The sequence below is a fragment of the Segetibacter sp. 3557_3 genome, assembly GCF_004354985.1.
Classification (GTDB): domain Bacteria; phylum Bacteroidota; class Bacteroidia; order Chitinophagales; family Chitinophagaceae; genus Segetibacter.
The window spans coordinates 110743-128818 of record NZ_SMSK01000009.1 but is presented as its reverse complement, the minus strand read 5'-3'; the positions used below and the strand labels follow the sequence as shown (position 1 = coordinate 128818).

13 protein-coding genes are annotated in these 18076 nt (G+C 45.1%); 8 read left to right on the top strand and 5 right to left on the bottom strand.

The window, feature by feature from the left end; all coding sequences use genetic code 11:
• Positions 1-315 precede the first annotated feature (315 nt).
• Both EXU57_RS14720 and EXU57_RS14715 read left to right on the top strand, forming a co-directional pair.
• Positions 316-609, top strand: a complete 294-nt coding sequence (locus EXU57_RS14720) for an HI0074 family nucleotidyltransferase substrate-binding subunit (protein WP_133268988.1) — start codon at positions 316-318, stop codon at positions 607-609.
• 25 nt (positions 610-634) lie between these two features.
• Entirely contained in the window at positions 635-964 is a 330-nt protein-coding gene (locus tag EXU57_RS14715) for a nucleotidyltransferase domain-containing protein (protein WP_133268987.1), read from the top strand.
• Positions 965-1219: 255 nt separating this feature from the next.
• Here the strand turns inward: EXU57_RS14715 and EXU57_RS14710 are convergent, their stop codons facing one another.
• Complete coding sequence (locus EXU57_RS14710) at positions 1220-3802, bottom strand: glycosyl hydrolase (RefSeq protein WP_133268986.1); 2583 nt, start codon at positions 3800-3802, stop codon at positions 1220-1222.
• 466 nt (positions 3803-4268) lie between these two features.
• Between EXU57_RS14710 and EXU57_RS14705 the strand changes: the two genes are divergently transcribed.
• Entirely contained in the window at positions 4269-7634 is a 3366-nt protein-coding gene (locus tag EXU57_RS14705) for a T9SS type B sorting domain-containing protein (protein ID WP_165958152.1), read from the top strand.
• Positions 7635-8126: 492 nt separating this feature from the next.
• On the opposite strand, the gene EXU57_RS14700 is transcribed toward EXU57_RS14705, so the two are convergent.
• The 3 genes from EXU57_RS14700 to EXU57_RS25145 form a co-directional block, all read right to left on the bottom strand.
• Positions 8127-9305, bottom strand: a complete 1179-nt coding sequence (locus EXU57_RS14700; protein WP_133268984.1) for an MFS transporter — start codon at positions 9303-9305, stop codon at positions 8127-8129.
• 121 nt (positions 9306-9426) lie between these two features.
• Positions 9427-10017 carry a Crp/Fnr family transcriptional regulator gene (locus EXU57_RS14695; RefSeq protein ID WP_133268983.1) on the bottom strand — a complete coding sequence of 197 codons (591 nt, stop codon included), beginning with the start codon at positions 10015-10017 and terminating at the stop codon, positions 9427-9429.
• A 55-nt stretch (positions 10018-10072) separates the two neighbouring features.
• A complete protein-coding gene (locus tag EXU57_RS25145) occupies positions 10073-10231 on the bottom strand; it encodes a hypothetical protein (RefSeq protein ID WP_165958151.1) in 159 nt (52 codons plus the stop codon).
• Positions 10232-10591: 360 nt separating this feature from the next.
• Between EXU57_RS25145 and EXU57_RS14690 the strand changes: the two genes are divergently transcribed.
• The 5 genes from EXU57_RS14690 to EXU57_RS14670 all read left to right on the top strand — a co-directional run bounded on the left by EXU57_RS14690 (position 10592) and on the right by EXU57_RS14670 (position 16017).
• Positions 10592-12817, top strand: coding sequence for a bifunctional alpha,alpha-trehalose-phosphate synthase (UDP-forming)/trehalose-phosphatase (locus EXU57_RS14690; protein ID WP_133268982.1), 2226 nt, complete (start codon positions 10592-10594; stop codon positions 12815-12817).
• Positions 12818-13090: 273 nt separating this feature from the next.
• Positions 13091-13369 (top strand): hypothetical protein, encoded by a 279-nt coding sequence (locus tag EXU57_RS14685; protein ID WP_133268981.1) that lies wholly within the window; start codon positions 13091-13093, stop codon positions 13367-13369.
• A 497-nt stretch (positions 13370-13866) separates the two neighbouring features.
• Positions 13867-14169, top strand: a complete 303-nt coding sequence (locus EXU57_RS14680; protein ID WP_133268980.1) for a hypothetical protein — start codon at positions 13867-13869, stop codon at positions 14167-14169.
• A 334-nt stretch (positions 14170-14503) separates the two neighbouring features.
• Positions 14504-15670, top strand: a complete 1167-nt coding sequence (locus tag EXU57_RS14675) for a hypothetical protein (RefSeq protein ID WP_133268979.1) — start codon at positions 14504-14506, stop codon at positions 15668-15670.
• A gap of 32 nt (positions 15671-15702) precedes the next feature.
• The gene (locus EXU57_RS14670) at positions 15703-16017 is read left to right on the top strand and encodes an HPF/RaiA family ribosome-associated protein (RefSeq protein ID WP_133268978.1); all 315 of its coding nucleotides are present in this window, start codon (positions 15703-15705) and stop codon (positions 16015-16017) included.
• Positions 16018-16520: 503 nt separating this feature from the next.
• On the opposite strand, the gene EXU57_RS14665 is transcribed toward EXU57_RS14670, so the two are convergent.
• Positions 16521-17588 (bottom strand): SDR family oxidoreductase, encoded by a 1068-nt coding sequence (locus EXU57_RS14665; RefSeq protein WP_133268977.1) that lies wholly within the window; start codon positions 17586-17588, stop codon positions 16521-16523.
• Between the last annotated feature and the right edge of the window lie 488 nt (positions 17589-18076).

Here is an 18076-nt window from a genome sequence, read left to right as displayed (position 1 = left end):
ACTTGTCCCTTGCACGTGTAGGAGCCAGGTTTCACGCCTACCTATGACTTCGTTTCTGAGCGCCATAGGAATCGCCAACGACATGGGGATCGTGCCAGCGAGATGCCAAAATACCATTAAGGTCAACAAACTTCAGTGCCCATAATTATTTATCTTCATCGTGCCGTGCGTGCCTTAAAACAACGCACTGAAAAAGATCAAATAGATAAGAAGGATATTAGGTGGCATCAACGATTTAGCAAGTACAATAAGGCATTGGCTCAATTCACAAAGTTTGTTAACAAGGGGATTAAATGAGTTGGGTGAGCAGGGTTAATAAAAGCATCGGAGTATACTTACAAACTAGCTTGCAATACGATCAAAGATTTATATCAGGAACAAGGAGAAACTTCTATACAGGGTAGTAGAAATGCAATTAAAATGTCTTTTAAAAGGGGGCTAATTGAAGACGGCCAAAGCTGGATGGATATGGTGCAAAGTAGAATAAAAACTTCCCACACCTACAATCAGGAAACAGCAAATGAAATAGCCAATGAAATTGTGAGCTCGTACTATAATCTCTTTCTAGCTTTTCAAAAACAAATTGAAATGTTCAGGAAAAGTGAATAGGAAATGCAATTGTAAAAGTTATCAGATGCGCTTCGGATTAAATAAAAGTGAGCTCGTTGAAATTTGCACCGTGTTTAAAGGAGTTGGTGCAATTGAAGAGGTAATTCTATTCGGCTCACGGGCAACGGGCAATTACAAGCCCGGTTCCGATATCGATTTGGCCCTGAAAGGAAGAGATTTAAACCTCAGAATGATGAATACGATCAACAGTGAATTGGATGATCTTAATCTCCCATATACATTTGACTTGTGCAATTTCAACGAGATCAAAAATCCCGAACTTGTTAAGCACATTCAAACGGCCGGAGCCCTGTTTTACGCAAATGATGAAACCGCTGTCTCAGATCAGGCATAATGAATTTTCTGGTCGGTTACGCATACTGAAGGCCGATCATGTTCTTCTTTGTTTGCATTTGAGTATATAGCTTATACCACCATCGAGAGTGCATCAATCAAAAGAATCGATGGTTTGTCTGGAACGTATGCCACTAATCCGCTGTTCTAGGAAATAGTACTTCAACGACATCAGCCGGTTGGTTGCATATCAAACTTCACGATTGGCTCAGGGGCACACGGAACAGGCATAACAGTACAATTGGCAAACATCACATCAAGGCGTCACTTTCTTCAATGGTTGCAGCCGTACCGGCCCAATCAAACCCGAGGGGGTAATCTCCCATCCAGATGCGTCGAAAGGTTTGTAATTGATATCAACAAAATTGATTTCACGCATGATCTTCCAGTCTACTTTGCGTTGGTCCATGTCGCGGATGCGGTTTGCGGCCAGGTTAGTGACCTCGAGTTCAAGAATGTTTTTGCCGGGCTTCAGGTATTCACCAATCCGCACCTGGAAGGGGATGCTCCAGGCGGTAGCCACATCACGACCATTAAGGCGTATACGGGCGCTTTCCCGCACCTCGCCAAGGTCGAGTAGCCAGTCATCAGCTTTTTGTGTTGGGGCGTCCCATTCGAGACGATAGCGGGCGGTACCCGCAAAGCGTTTGGCTTCGTCACCACCGAGTTCCGTCCACGATTTCAAGTCAGATGTGGTAATTGGCTTTGGCAGTTCAGGACCGCCTTTGATAAACTGGATTTGCCAGGTACCCTTAAGTTCAGTTGGTGTCCCCGTAGGCTGGCGATATGCCCAGCCCAATTGTGCAGGTGGGGCAGGAGCCCCATTCGTCTCCAGCAATAGTGACTCACCCGGCGCGAGTTGCAGGTAAACCTGGGCTCCGGTGCCAGCCGATTTTAAAGCAGCAAACCCGGTACGACCGGACAGTGGATCGCGTATAACCGCTGACTGTGCGGGAACACCAATAGTGGCCCAGCCATCAAAATTCTTCCCGGTAAGATTGGTAATAAAATAGTCGTGACCTCTGGATCCGGCACGGCGGATAAAACTTATCCCCGCATCGGCAATCGCTTCTCGCGGAACCTTATTTGATTCGAGCACCGCAAGCACATCGCTTTTTACAACAGCCTTTCCTGCGAACTGTCCCAGCAGCGTTTTGAAGTCAGCACGGCGCGCTTCGAGCCGGCCAAAACCTGGCACATCTTCCGGCATCGCCTGGAAGATGATGGTCGCGCCACCATCTGCAAGTTGCTTCAATCGTTGCAGGGTCCCGAGCGGCATCCGTTGCGTTGCAGGAACAACGAGCACCTTATAGCGCGAGCCGGGTGTCGCCAGCTGTTTTGCATCGGCCCTTGTTTGCTGGAGTTGTGCATCGGAGATATAGTCGAAACTATAACCCCTATCCATCATTGCCTGTGCAAGTTTGCCCACCGGTTGCTCGGTGAGCCACTTCACATTGTGCACACCAAGCTGGGTCATCAGGCCGTTTTCGTTTTCCCATACATCAGCCAGCGGCCAGTACAGTAAGACATCGTTATCCGGTTTGCCACGCTGCAGGATCGATTGTACGCGACCTACATATTGGTTCAGTGCGCTGAAGTCTTGCCAGATCGTATTGTTTGGTTGAAACTGGGTAGAAGCATAAAACAGCCAGCCCGGCCAGGGTGCATCCTGGGGTGAGAAGACGGTGCCATGGTAAAACACATGGTTGATCCCGTCAGCAAATATGCGGTCGATTTCCGGTTTAGCATAGGCGAGGGCTTCTTTCCAATGGTCGCGCAACCACGTGCAGGTTTCACTGGAAGAAAGGTTGTGGCCTACAACATGACCCGCAGAAGATGCCATCCGGATAACGAGCGGTTCAGGCAGGTCCTGGTCGTGGCGCACTTCATTGTCCAGCCGCCGCAGTCCCGGTATTTTGAAAGGGGTGGAGCCAAATACTTCTGTTTCTGCAATGTCGGCATTGGCATAAAGATCAAGGATGTTTGCGGGTGCACCGTGCGACTGGTTCCGTACGATAAAACCTTTACTGTGTGACCACGCCACCCAGGTGCGCAGGTAGTCGAGGTGCAGCCGCCCGAGTGTTTCGCGAAAGTCGGCTTTTATACGCGCGATCTTAGCCCGGTTGGCAGCTGATACATCTGCAGGTTTTGCGAGCAGGTCAGCCGCGTATTGCTGAATGTCGTAGCCATGCATTTCGGAAAATACCTGAGCAAATTTGGGTGTCCAGCTCCCGCCGTAATATTCAAATGAGTCGTGAAACTGGCCACGTACCATTCCCTTTGGAAAGCTTGCAAATGCCTTATCGAATGGTGCGAGGTAACGGCGCAGAGCATCGGGGGAATAAGGATCCACTACGAGGCCTTCATTGCCGGGAGCGGCACGTTTTACCAGCATCTTTGTCGGCTTCCCCGTTAACTTTCCATCCTGCAGTACAGCGCTCGCAAGGGCATTAGCTGAGTCAATCCAGGGACCACCGAAGGGCCACCCGGTTCCGGTTGCCATGTCCACACCAAGACCTAGCCGCTTTCCTTCCTTCCCTACGTGTTCAAGCATCTCCATCCATTTGGGCGATAGGAAATCGATGTACCGGCTTTCATAACCTTTCGCGCCGTAAATGGGGGTAATTTCCACGCCGCCAAGCCCGGCTTTTGCCATCTGTTCCATCTGGTGGGTAATGCTTGCCTTATCCACTGCGCTGCCTGGCCACCACCAACGGGTCCAGGGTTTGTTTTCCCGGGTGAGTTGGGGCCAGCCTGGCGCTTTTTGAGCCCGGGCCTCATTTGATAATGTTGACAAGCTTATAGCGAGGGAGAGCAGAAGTGTGCGTGGCTTTAGCATGCCAGCAATTTAAGGGTTTTTCCGGCTCGCGAAGTCGTAAGGCCTGAGCCTTAAATGGTCATTGGTTTAAGTCTTTCCATACGATGACTAAAACTTCTATCGAGTATAATATTCGCTCTCCTGGTAGAAGAGCTTTTGCTCCCACTTAGCTCGTTAAGCTTTCAATTAATCAACTTTAGGATGCCCAATACCAAAACAATCCGCAATTCGCCAATCCGTAATCCTCCAATCGCCAATCCGTAGTCCGCCAATCCCATTACCCAATACCCAATACCCGGCACCCATTCATTCCCGAACATGACATAACAGCTATCCGGGACAATTTCCGTATCGTTGCATCCGTTAAAACGTCGATAAACCAAAGACCTACTTTTCTCCTATTCTGGAGGAAGAACTCCTGTATGATGCCCTTGTACCGGTAAAGAGGTTGTTTAAAAAAGTTTATGTCACCGGTTCTGTTATGCTTATGAAGAATATTACGCTAACCATCATATTGTTACTTACCTGGAACCTTGTTTTTGGTCAAAAAGAATGGTCAAACTGGTATTTTAACGGTCGTAACAACTTGACCTTTCGTAACAATAATGTTGCTCAAATCGAGACTAATTTCATCTATCCAATACCCTCTAATTTCTACAATTATTATCATTATAACATGGGCGGAACTTCGTACTCTGATAAGACCACTGGTCAGATGAAATTTCTTCTCTCGGGCTACTACGCGTTCAATAAGGGCTATAATGCCATCAATCTTGATGAAACATTAAGGATTTGCCCGGGAGATCAAAGCTCATATCACATCGTACCTTTCAGTTCTAATCCAAATAAATTCTACATTATTCAATTTCAAAGTCTGGACAACGATCTTGCAGCCCAGGAGACTGGCTTGCAAGTAAGATGCCCAAACGCTGCCGGTTTAAGTTACTCTATCCTCGACCTTTCTCTTAACAACGGCCTTGGCCGGTTCACTTTAGTTAACAAAATCGTTCAATCCGGATTGCCCGAAAGGATATCGTTAGTAAGGCATGCCAATGGTACCGATGCATGGGTGATCGTACATGGCTGGAAGGACAATCAATTCAGGGCATATCTTTTTTCAGACCTTGGTGTTGCACCCGCTGTAACCAGCAATATTGGGCCCGTAATTACCGGAAAATCCGCCGACGCAGAGGGCACAATGTCTGCCTCCCACGATGGCAAAAGACTTGTAGCGCAACAATCGGGTCGCAACTTCTTAGAGTTTTACGACTTCAATAACAGTACCGGGAGCGTGACCAATTACCAGCCCGTACAAGTAGGAATCTTCTGTTCTCGAATACTTTTTTCTCCGGATGATACAAAGCTTTATTGCCTTGGAGGGTATCCATCCGAGGGACTGTTTCAACTTGATCTTAACACAAACAATGTTTTAAATTCCAGGTACAAGGTAGCAGATGACTTCTCACACTATTACAAAGACATGCAGGTCGGCACCGATAACAAAATCTACCTGTCGAGGCATCACTCTTCTAATGGCGGCGATATCCGTGACTATCTTTCGGTAGTGAACTGCCCCAATCTGGCGGAGGCTGCCTGTAATTTTGATCGAAAGAGGTTGGAAGCAGTAGAGGGTAAGTTTCCGGTTTTTATCAATGACTTTGTCAGGCAGCCTGTAGCGACACCTGCAATAAAATTTTCACTTGGACGCGATACGGCCGTCTGTTTTGGGCAACATACCTTGTCTGCGCCACAGGGATATCAAAGTTACCGTTGGAATACCGGTGATACAACCCGCCAATTGGTTATTACTGAACCGGGAGACTACTTTGTCCTGGCTGGCTCTATGAACTTCTCATGTCCTGATGCATATGGCATGATAAAGATAGGCAATACGGCAAGTGTCCTTGACCTTGGAAAGGATACAACCCTATGCCCGAAATCGATTTATCCGATTAGCGTTCCCGCTAATTTTCACACCATCACCTGGAATGACGGAACGACTGCCAGGGATAAAATGGTTGTGAAGGATGGTAAATACATGGTACAGGCATACGACCAGAATGGTTGTAAAAATCGTGACACGATCTCAGTAGCTTTTAAATATGATCCAAGAGCGAACTTTGGAAACGATACCACCCTTTGTAATAATCAGACATTACTATTAAAACTGGAACCGCGAATAAATCCATTCGGGATCATTGCCGGTTACCAGTGGCAGGATGGTTCAAAATTAGACACGTTTAAAGTTACCCGCCCTGGTACATACTGGGGCGCAGTTACTTATCAGAATTGCACCACCAGTGATACGATCCAGGTGCGTTATCTTAATACGCAAAGCGTTTATATCGGACCGGACACCACCCTTTGTATGGGCGACTCACTCACTATCCGCGCAAACATACCCAGTGCAGTTTATCTCTGGAGTAATGGCGCAACTACCCCCAATATAACTGTGAAAAATCCAGGTGTATATTGGGTGAAAGTATCCAATGGCTCGTGTACTGCAAGTGATACGATGCTGGTAAGTTTTCGGAATACCCTCCCGGTTTCTCTCGGTAACGATACCGCTATTTGTCCTAATCAAACAATAACCCTGCATCCAAAATCTTCTTCGGCATCTTACCTCTGGAATGATAATTCAATAAGCGACTCTTTCAACGTAACACAGCCCGGTATTTACTGGGTACAGGTAAGTGAAAACGGTTGTACCGGCAGAGACTCCATACGCATTCAGCACAGACCGCAACCATCCGTAAATCTTGGTCGTGACACAGTAATGTGTTTGAATCAGGGTTTAACTTTAAATGCATACAATCCTGCTGTTTCGGCTTATAGCTGGAACGATGGAAGCGTCTCTTCTACATTGCTGGTAAACACCCCCGGAAGTTATGCTGTTAGCGTAACGGGGATCAATGGATGCACAAATGCCGATACAATTTTAATTACCGGTACAACACCACCTTCCGTTTCGTTGGGAGCCGATACTGCTATTTGCAACAACCAGGGTCTGAGTCTTCAACTTTCCATTCCAAATGCGGTATATCGCTGGAGTACAGGCAGTACTTCAAGCAGTATCCAAATTACACAACCGGGTACATACTGGGTGGATGCAGCAGTGGGTGGTTGTACCAACAGAGACAGCCTGCTCGTTACCCTCAAGTCATCACCGGTAATACTGTTGGGTAATGATACCTCGCTTTGTGAAGGCACAGTGAAATTATTAGATGCTTCCGCATTGGGTGCCACTTACAGGTGGGACGATCTAAGCACTTCGGCAAACAGGTTGGTGAGTAAACCCGGAAACTATTCGGTGGAAGTTAATGTGGATGGATGTGTATCCCGGGATACGATTGCCATATACTTCGGGTACAAGCCTGCATTTACACTTGATAGGGATACCACCATCTGCGATGCCCAACAGTTCACACTTAATCCCCGGCTTTCCAATGTGCGTTACTTGTGGCAGGACGGCTCAACCCTACCGTTTTACAATGTTCGAAAAGCGGGTGTTTATAAGCTTACCGCCGAAAACTCCTGTGGCAGTACAACCGGCCAGGTTACAGTTCATGAAGGCAATTGCAAGCTTTACATACCAACGGCATTTACACCCAACAACGATGGGCTTAACGACATATTCCAGGTGATACATCCCCAACGTTTAAAGGTATTTACAATGAAAATATTCAGCAGGTGGGGCCAGGTGGTATTTGCCGGCACTAATGCTAACATAGGTTGGGATGGTAAATACAAGGGTGTTGAAATGCCAACAGGAAACTACATCTGGCAAATGTCTTTTACTGACCTTGATGGTCATATTGAGAATTTACACGGTAGCCTAATGTTGATTCGGTAACATAGCTAGCCCATAGAATAGTCAGAGTAGTTTAGTTAAAAAACTTTTTTTATGGACCCAGCTGCAGTTATTCAATTGTAAATCGTTGCCCGCCCGGCTGCGCCAGTCGGACGGGCGTCGCACTCTTGTACTAAACCGCAATATTGAGCCATTGAGTCGACAAGCGGCTTAACTAAACGACTTTGATAAAATTTTGGTTATTGTACTTACCAAATCAATCTTCTCTAATCGAAAAGCTTTTTTATAGGCTAAACCGGAGTATTTCAAATGTACATCGCTGGCCGCCCGGCTTCGCCAGTCGGAAGGGCGTCGCACGCTTGTATTGTATAGCAATTATGGACAATCAATCCACTAAAGCTTTAATCAACAACAATAAATAAGAAATAACTAAATACCTTATTGAACACCCCAATACCTCGATACCCAATACCTCGATACCCAATACCTCAACACTCCAATACCTCAATACCCAATACCAAATACCCCATGGCTTTATTCCTGTACAACAGCTTTGTGCTGGAGCTGTTCCGAAGTAACCACGTTGATGACAATTAGCATAGCCAGCAATAGCATAAAAGATGTGGACCAACTCCATCCACCCAAATTGTACAACAAAATCGCGATTGAAGATCCGAGAGCTCCCCCAATGAAATAGCTGGTCATGTATACGGTGTTGATTCGACTGTTTGCCGATTGATCCAGGGTATAGATCACAGCAATATTGGTAACCTGTGTTGCCTGCACACCAATGTCGAGCAGTATGACGGTAATCCATATTGCCGCAACGACACCGGGAAAGAATTTAAGTACCAGTATACTCACTACCGTTAAGCCGGCAGAAAACAACAATGACTTATATGGACTGCCTTTGTCGGCCAGCCTGCCAAACAGGGGCGCAATCAGTGCGCCAATGGCTGCAAGCACCCCGAATAAGCCAATCTGTGAAGCGGAATAATGGAAGGGTGCTTCACTAAGGTAAAACGTAAGGGTAACCCAGAAAGCACTTAATGTTCCAAATGCCAGCATAGCAGTGAGTGCCGTCCGGCGAAGTAAGCTAAACCGGCGCAGTTGGGTAACGGTGGACCTTAGTAAACCTACGTAAGTACCCGTGAACCGTTCAGGCACTGACGGGAAATCGGCCTGCATCAGTACTGCGGTGCCCAGAACCATTGCTGCGGAGCTCATATACACGTATTGGAATCCAAGCAGGTTGGTTATATATCCGCTAAATACCCGAGCCAGCAGTATACCAACCAGTATACCTGTGAATATTTGTCCCACGATTTTTCCCCTGTTTTCTTTTACCAGGCTGGCAGCCATTGGTAAGATCACCTGTGCCACAACGGAGAAAACGCCGATCAGCAGGCTGCCTGCATATAATACGGGGAGGTTGGGAGCAAAGGCAACCAGCAGTAGGGATATAACCAACGCGGATTGCAGGTAAAGAATGAGCTTCTTGCGCTCGATCATATCGCCAATCGGCGTAAGCAAAAACAAGCCGATACCATAACCGACCTGGGAAAGCACCGAGATGTTCCCTGCTTGCCCCGGGCTGATCTGAAAGGCCAGCGCCATTGCGTGTAAAATGGGCTGACTATAGTACACATTGGCCACACAGATTCCTGCTGTGGCAGACATGATCAAAACTTGTGTTGGTGTAAGCGTTGCCATATTATATTGTTTAATCGTTGTTGATGTTAACAATACAAAGGTGGCAGCCACGTCGGCTTCTAAAAATGACCTGGTATAGTAAATATGGTGAAACTGGTTAAGCCTAAAAAGTTGAACCAGGTCAATTTTTTGGATTCATCTTATTACGGCGTAGCCTGGAGAGGTATTCGGTTGTAATGCCCAGGAATGATGCCAGCGCATACTGGGGAACCCTTGCTGCGACTGCAGGGTAGCGTGTCATGAACTCATCATAGCGTTGTTCCGCCGTCCTGGTGAGGTTGGTAATTACGCGGCGTGCCATGTAAGCTGCGGTATGCTCCGCAAGTATTCTAAAAAAGGTTTCGAAACTGTGCCGGCTTTTTTTCAGTTCCTGTTCGGCATCGTGGGTTATTTTAAGCACAAGACTATCAGACAGCGCCATTACAAACATAGAAGCAGGTTGCTGAAAGATATAACTGTTGTAGTCTGATATCCACCAATCGTCAATGGCAAATTGAATGGTATGTTCTTCACCCGCGTCGCCGATTACATATGCCCGAAAGCTGCCCTGAACAACATAGTAACGATGCCGGGCGACAAACTCAGGCTGTATTATAAATTGTCGTTTTTTGACCTTCATCAACTGGAAACTTTGACAAAATTCTTCCAGCTCCATATCTGATAGTGCGATACGTTTCAGAACATTTTCTTTAAGCTTGTCATAATCAGCCATAAGTGAACAGCAGTTTTTGTATCTGGTAATGCGGCTAAGTTAGCCTATATGGTATTCAGTTCAAGGGCTGGTTAACGCGCTCATTTATCGCAAGCTTATTTTGAAAACTATTCATTAGAGACAGATTACGGGCGGCAACAAAATCCTGCCAGGTATACACTGCCTGCTGCATAAAGGTCTGCCGGTCATTCATAAGAACAAACAGAGTAGACATTGCATTCCGGTTTAGATACGCAACCTCCTTTTACAAAGAGTCAAATTAGACCAGCAATAACTTAGTATGGAACAGCTACATTCCTGACTTCAACCAATAATTTTATTATAAACCAGGCTGTTGTGTCATCATAGTTGAATCGGGAAACAGATTTAACATTAAAGCGGGCATTGCTTAATGCTGGAAAACTAAATTGCGGACTCAGGCTCTATAAGCACTTTGCTACACGGGTATAGATCATCTTTTTCGAACAAGGTGCCACCTGATCTACCTGGATTTTCATCTGGGACACATCATTCTACAACCGCGGCGTACCTTAATCGGGCGACTCATCCTGCTTCGGCAATAAACTCGCTTATCATGAATAAAAAACTTTACATTATTTCCAATAGGCTTCCTGTAAATATCGAAACAGTAAACGGCCAAGTTCAGGTGAATGTTTCCTCTGGCGGATTGATCAGTGCGGTTAGTAGTTACCTGAACTATGCCGGTGAAAAGGGAAGTACCGGCTTTGATGAAAACATTTGGATAGGAACCCCGTGCTGCAGCCAGGCAGAATGGGTTCAGGCGAAAGAAGGACTTGTAAAAAGTGATTTCACGTACCTGCCTGTTTTCGTAAACGCCAGGCTTTATAACCTGTACTATAACGGCTTTTCAAACTCCGTGCTATGGCCACTGTTTCATTATTTTCCGTCTTATGCCGAATATAAGATCGACTATTATGAGAGCTACAGCGCTGCTAATGCCAACTTTCTTGATGTTGTGATTAGAAATGCCAGGGAGGGAGATACCATCTGGATTCACGATTATCATTTGTTTCCGCTTGCAGCGATGATACGCGAACATCTGCCGTCGGTAACAATAGGTTTTTTTCTGCATATACCGTTTCCATCTTATGAATTGTTCAGGCTTATGCCGACGCAGTGGCAACAGGGGTTGTTAGAAGGCGTTCTTGGGACAGATCTTATCGGTTTTCATACCATAGATTACGCTACCCATTTCTTAAACTGTTTACAAATGGTGATGGGGCTTGGGTCGGAAAACAACATTGTAACGTATAAAAACCGGCTTGTAAGGGTAGACGTGTTTCCGATTAGCATCGACTTTCAGAAATACCATGCTGCTTTCTCGTTCAAAGAAGTAGCCTCACTTAGGAGCTTTTATAAACAGGAGTTTCGTGATAAAAAAATTCTTTTTTCGGTTGACCGCCTTGATTATACCAAAGGTGTTTTTTCAAGGTTAAAAGCATACGAATGGTTTTTAAACTTGTTTCCCGCTTATCGCGAGAAAGTCGTTTTCATTATGGTTATTGTGCCTTCCCGCGATACGATACCAAAGTATGCCGAACGAAAAAAAGAAATTGATGAGTTTATCGGCAATATTAATAGCCGTATTGGTACAATAACGTGGAAGCCGGTAGTATATCAATACAACCAATTGAGTTTTGAACAATTAATCGCACTTTATACCGGATGCGACCTCGCCCTGATTACACCATTGCGTGACGGAATGAACCTGGTTGCGAAAGAATTCGTTGCAAGCCGGCAAGATCATAAGGGCGTGTTGTTACTTAGCGAACTAACGGGTGCAGCCCGTGAGCTGACCGATGCACTGCTGATTAATCCCAATGACCTGGATGGTCTTGCGCGTAAAATTAAGGAGGGCCTTGAAATGAGCGAAGCGGAACAATCAAGGCGTTTGGTTAGAATGCAAAACAGGCTTATTCAGTACGACGTAAATACCTGGGCGGAAGACTTCTTTACACAACTGGCGAACATCAAAAAAAGGCAAACCGAATTCGAATTTATGTTTCTTGGCCAGGATGCAAAAAGACTGTTGTACCAGGATTATCACCTGGCCAGTAAAAGGCTTTTACTTCTGGATTACAATGGAACACTGGTTCCATTTTCGCCCCTCGCAGATCAATCTGAACCAGGCGAAGAGGTACTTAGCCTTCTGGCAAACCTTTCAGCAGATCAACGAAATTGTATTTATCTGCTTAGTGGCAGAAATAGTGCAACGTTGGATAATTGGTTTGGCCTTCTACGGCTGAACCTTGTAGCAGGACATGGTGCAAAAGTTAAGCGGCATAACGAGGAATGGTTAGTGGACAGGTACATTCATCAGGATGATAAATGGCGGGAGCTGGTTATGCCGGTTTTAGACTTGTCTGTGAAAAGGTGCGCAAACACGTATATAGAAGAAAAGGAATTTTCACTGGTTTGGCACTTCAGCAATGCAGAACCACAGCAAGCTAAAATACGGGCAGGCGAATTGTATAGCGAATTATTGCAATTGACACGCAACCGGAATTTGCAAGTTGTACAGGGAAGTTATACGGTGGAAGTACGTAACAAGGGTATTGGGAGCGGGGTGCTCACAAGAACCTTAATGTCAGAAAAAGCATACGACTTTATCATGGCATTTGGCGATGATTCTACGGATGAAGAAATGTTTAAAGAACTTGCAGGAACTCCCCATGCATGGACAATAAAAATTGGCAATGAGGCTTCGTATGCAAAGTATAACCTGTATACGCCACAAATGACGCTTTCATTATTGAACTACTTGCATACCCCGGTATGAGAAATCCATCAAAAAACGTTTTTAAAAAGATGCATGGATAAACACCTGGCAGATTTATTAGCACATTATTCTCTTGTACCTCAACTGAACTTAACACCAAAATTGTAAAAGCCATGATAACATAAGATTAACCCATCCCAAAAATCCGTTTCTTATATTTGCTTACTGCTGATGAAAACCTATTCAATTAAAAATATTATTAAACAGGTTGTTTGCTGGATTTTAGTCCTTCAAATAATAAACATTTCTATCGATCCACCAGATCTGAGAAATGTGAAACACAGCATTGCAAATTTTAAAGAAGATCCTTCGGTGAATACCATTGAAAGTGTTTACGAATTAATCTCCGAAAATGTATTTGATAATCCTGTTCCGGAAAGCGATGAGGACGATATCGAGACGATTTCTCCCACTGTTGATTTATACTTTGATGTTCCGCTTTACAGTCGTTTGCAAATTTTAGATTTTCCTACCGAATACTTTCCCAATTATCCTAACACACTTTCTTTAGCCGGGAAGGAGCCTCATTCACCACCTCCGAAACGGGCATAACTCATCCTTCGCGTTATCCTGTCTTATGATTGTGTAGACGCTTTGACATTACTTTGATTTCAAGGGTTACACATCTACCGGGGCTATGCATTGTTGTATCGCATGACCTTAATGCATCAACTATTAGGTTTAACAAAGGAGCTTCAAGAGGGATGATAATACCATAGCGTTTTTTTGCGAAATCTCCATTGCTTGTGGCAGGCACGGCTTGTTGTTATTGTACTTCTTGATTTAATCTTATAAGTCGATGACTGCCCGAACGAGATATTACAACTGCATCGTGCCCGAAGTTAGATGGGTATTACCTATGCAGGTTAGCAATTTAAGGCTATTATAACGATATGCTTAGGCTGTTAGTTCAAAGCTCAGTTTTCCCCCAGGTGGCAAGCAGGATGCCATGCACTTGCGTACTATCCGGTATTTAGCCCGGTTTAGTGATTGCGCATACCCTTTAGAATCACCCACTACATTTCAGTTAATCTTCAAACTACAATTCTATGAACAGGTTTCTTGTTATTGGATTTGAGTTTCGTCAATCACGTTATCATTCACTTATTCTGTGTAAAACAAAAGATGATGGCGCAGAGTACCGCATTACAGTAATGCATGGCGACATCGAAAAGCAGCTATGCAATGATAACATCATCAGGGAAGTAAACGGCTGCCTTCAATTCGAACGTTCCGGCAATGAATTACAGAACCAGGTTAAAACGGAGATCGCCAGGGCTCTTGGTAACAGGATTGGAATACCCGTAAGAAACCCGGAAGGAATGGCTGACTCAGCCTTTATGGTCTCATGACCTGGGAATCTGCCGTGCCATCATGAATTGTCGCCAGACAGGAATTTGGACTTTGATTGGTCAGTTTCAATGAGAAACCAGGGTGGACCTTATGGCTGGTTGTTTAATTTATCGGCGGGTTGCTTTAAGGTGTTGTCACCCGTCTGCTTGTACACCGGGCCTGATCGACCTTACCAGCTACAATAGCCAACAATCAACCTGTTTAAGCACCATTGTTTTTCTACTTCTAACACAAAAACCTGGTGCTGGCGGCATCAACAATCAGGTCACTTACCGTAAACAGGTAATTGAAATATCAAACCCATTTTTAGATTATCATAAACCAAGAGGTTATATGGAAAACTTAAATCAAAATACCATAAACGAGTTAAAGACGGTAAGTACCGCGCCGTGTTTGTCGCTTTATATGACGACACATCGAAATCATCCCGATAATTTGCAGGACCCGATAAAGTTTAAAAACCAGGTGAAGCAATTAGAGGAGTCGATAGCACAATATAATTCTGCTGATGATTCAGCAGTGCTTCTTGCTCCTTTTGAAGCTTTGCTGGCCGATAAACAGTTTTGGGCTCATACGCTGGATGGCCTTGCAGTGTTTAGTGCCAGAGATTATTTTAAAGTAGTACGGGTTCCTGTTACATTTAATGACCTCGCAGTGGTTGCGGATAATTTTCATATTAAGCCATTAAAGAAATACCTCCAATCAGCAGACAGGTTCCAGGTACTTGGCTTAAGCCTTCGCGACTTCCAGCTATACGAGGGAAACCGGCACGCAATTGCCCAAGTTGATTTACCCGAAGACTTTCCCAATACAATTGAAGCAGCACTTGGAGCAGAACTAACCGAAGAACATTTAACGGTTGCTTCTTATGGTGGGGTAGGTGGAAACCAGGGAAACATGGTGCATGGTCATGGAAGTAGGAAAGACGAATTGGATATAGATGCAGAGCGTTTTTTTCGTGCCGCTGCGGATGTGGTTTATAAGGAGATATCCAAGCCATCTGGTCTCCCGCTTATTTTGGCAGCACTCCCTGAACACCATAGTCTTTTTCAAAAGGTGAATAAAAATCCCCTGCTCTTAAAAGAAGGTATAATGGTGAATCCAAAATCAGTAGATACTGAACGATTTTTACAGATGGCCTGGGATGTTATGAAGGTCGCTTATACGGAAAACCTAAAATCGCTGGCGAATGCTTTTGAAGAAGCAAGTTCGAAAAATCTGGGAAGTGATGCAATTGACCATGCTGCAAAAGCCGCGGCAGAAAGCAGGGTGGATGTTTTACTCGTAGAAGCAGATAAAGTGGTGCCGGGCATGCTGGACGAGGAGAACGGTACTATTAAAAAAGGAAGCCTGGAGCACCCCGAGGTGGATGATTTGCTGGATGATATCGGCGAATTGGTTAGCGCAAGAGGAGGAAAAGTAGTTGTAGTTCCAAAAGAATTCATGCCGACCGCCACCGGACTAGCAGCCACGTATCGCTTCGAGCTTGCAGGAAACTAAAAATATTATTACAAACAAATAAATACAAGCAAATGCATATTCAATTTAATACCGACAATAGTATAAAAGGAAGTGAAGCATTTAGGGCTCCATTAGAAGACACGCTTAATAAATCGCTTACCCGTTTTGCCGAACGTATCACAAGGCTTGAAGTACATATCAATGACGAGAATAGCCATAAACCTGGTCAGGATGATAAACGTTGTATGCTCGAAGCGCGACTGGAGGGAATGCAGCCGATTGCTGTTACCAACAATGGTGCTACAGAAGAACATGCACTTGATGGAGCAATCGATAAATTAAAGGTTGCACTTGATACTACCATCGGGCGGTTGAGGAACTACTAAGGAAGAAACCATGAGCCGTTTCCGGACACAAAGCCCTCATCAAAAATCATCTCCTGTTTCAGGTGTTCCTAAGAATACCTGAAACAACGGGGTGAGCTTTCCCGCGCACAAGCTGCTCTTCAGAAATGGATTGCTTCCATAAAAGATCAAGCTCCACAACCTATCAACCTTTCAACTTATCAACTTATCAACCTTCCTTCCCAATACCTCAATACCCAATAACTCAATACCCCAATACCTTATACCTATTGTTATGAAAGTATCAACATTTTCGTTTACGTAATTGAAGCGCAAGGGATTGAAGCGGCTACCCCGCTGAAGGCACTGCAGGGTTGCCCTGTGGCGGAGTAGTAGCGAAAAGCCCGACCCCTTGCGCAGCTTGGGGTTGCGCCCAATTACATTAGCGCACGCGCACTTGTAAGAGCAGTCATCCGACAGCTATTACCTGCAAATCCCCATACCCCATACCTTATTACCTTAATACCTTAAAACCCAATCTCCAATTACGGAATAAATCGATCTTCCCGCATCTGTGCAAACAAGTGGTAAAAAGAGTCCTCAGTTTTTTGGTAGGTTAAAAAGCCAAGCTTCCTGCTTTTAGACATATCTGTCATGACCTCGATCGGGCGCCCCAGATCAAGGTCGGTATGCCAGGCGGATGCCAGCTTGTTGAGATTGGATTCGGTTAAATTGTGTCTGCTTGCTATGCCCGACCATACTGCGTTGTATTTAGCCATTTCAATTTCCAATGGAACGATTGATCCTTCCCATCCAATCGCATCTATTTCGAACCAATTGGCTAGCTTAAACCAGAGTGAGCTCCAGCGAAAATAGTCACCGTTAACAACATTGAACGCCTCGTTATGTGCTGCTTGTGTCGTTGCTGCCCACATAAGGTGTTTGGCTAGTACACGGGCATCAGTTACATCGGAAAGCCCTTTCCATTGCGCTTCCGACCCGGGCCATCTGAAAGGCAATCCCTCTTCTTTGCAAATAGCAGCATAAACAGCGAGCGTAGAACCCATGTTCATCAGGTTGCCTATAGCCATACCAATAATTGTGTGGGGTCGATGAATGCTCCATGTAAAATTATCACGCGCGGCTGCGGCGTAAACTTCATCTTCCTGTGCATAGTAAAAGTTCTCTAAATCGAGCCTTGGTTGCGTTTCGGATAAGGGTGTTTCGGGTAAAGTACCCTCGCTGGCATAAGCATCGAAAGGACCGAGATAATGCTTAAGACCAGTTACAAGTGCAACATGTTGAACACTGCCTTTTGATGATAACGCATGAAGCACGTTACGGACCATGGCGCCGTTGACCCGAATGTTTTCCGCTTCAGTATCATTGCGCATCCAGCTGGTTATAAAAACATGGGTAGGATAAATGTCTGCCAGTGCCTGCGCAAGACTTTCGGGATTGAGCAAGTCGGCTGCAACAGGTTGGAGACCGTGGATGCTATTTCTACCAGCTCGCGATAAGCCATAGGTTGTGCAACCATTTGCAATAAGTTCCGTGGCAAGGTTGCTACCCACAATACCGGTTGCACCTACTACCAATGCAGTTTCAATCATAGAAAGTTGTTTGCCGCAATGATGCAATATCCACACCATAGCTTTTGGTGATAGCCAGGTATAAAGCAAAGACATGATCAACCCTGTTCTTTTTCTTCATAACATTTTGAACTGGCCCCAAAAAAATAAGATACACGCGCAACTTCAATAGTGCTGCGGGTATCCTTTAAGTACAATATCTTTCCCTTTCTACTAAAGCATTAAAGAACTTCTACCTAAAATGAAAAAAACACTCACCTGGTCACTTGCGGCAGTTTTGATGACATTCATCTTTGCACCGGTGGAAAGTAAAACCTTAAGGGCGACTTGCAGCGCCGAGTGCAAAGCCTGCAGCAATTGTAAGTACTGTAAACGTTGTTCAAAAGACGGAGGCACCTGCAGCGTTTGCAAGTAAGGTGCTTTCCCAAATAACCCGGAAGATCCCGACCAGCAGAGATCGTTAGAAACCCCTTGATGAAAATCTATAAATAATGCAGATTGCGGGGCCT

Coding starts and splice junctions, on each gene's coding strand:
- EXU57_RS14715 (WP_133268987.1), top strand. CDS start 635: ATGCGCTTCGGATTAAATAAAAGTGAGCTCGTTGAAATTTGCACCGTG.
- EXU57_RS14710 (WP_133268986.1), bottom strand. CDS start 3,802: ATGCTAAAGCCACGCACACTTCTGCTCTCCCTCGCTATAAGCTTGTCA.
- EXU57_RS14705 (WP_165958152.1), top strand. CDS start 4,269: ATGAAGAATATTACGCTAACCATCATATTGTTACTTACCTGGAACCTT.
- EXU57_RS14700 (WP_133268984.1), bottom strand. CDS start 9,305: ATGGCAACGCTTACACCAACACAAGTTTTGATCATGTCTGCCACAGCA.
- EXU57_RS14695 (WP_133268983.1), bottom strand. CDS start 10,017: ATGGCTGATTATGACAAGCTTAAAGAAAATGTTCTGAAACGTATCGCA.
- EXU57_RS25145 (WP_165958151.1), bottom strand. CDS start 10,231: ATGTCTACTCTGTTTGTTCTTATGAATGACCGGCAGACCTTTATGCAG.
- EXU57_RS14690 (WP_133268982.1), top strand. CDS start 10,592: ATGAATAAAAAACTTTACATTATTTCCAATAGGCTTCCTGTAAATATC.
- EXU57_RS14680 (WP_133268980.1), top strand. CDS start 13,867: ATGAACAGGTTTCTTGTTATTGGATTTGAGTTTCGTCAATCACGTTAT.
- EXU57_RS14675 (WP_133268979.1), top strand. CDS start 14,504: ATGGAAAACTTAAATCAAAATACCATAAACGAGTTAAAGACGGTAAGT.
- EXU57_RS14670 (WP_133268978.1), top strand. CDS start 15,703: ATGCATATTCAATTTAATACCGACAATAGTATAAAAGGAAGTGAAGCA.
- EXU57_RS14665 (WP_133268977.1), bottom strand. CDS start 17,588: ATGATTGAAACTGCATTGGTAGTAGGTGCAACCGGTATTGTGGGTAGC.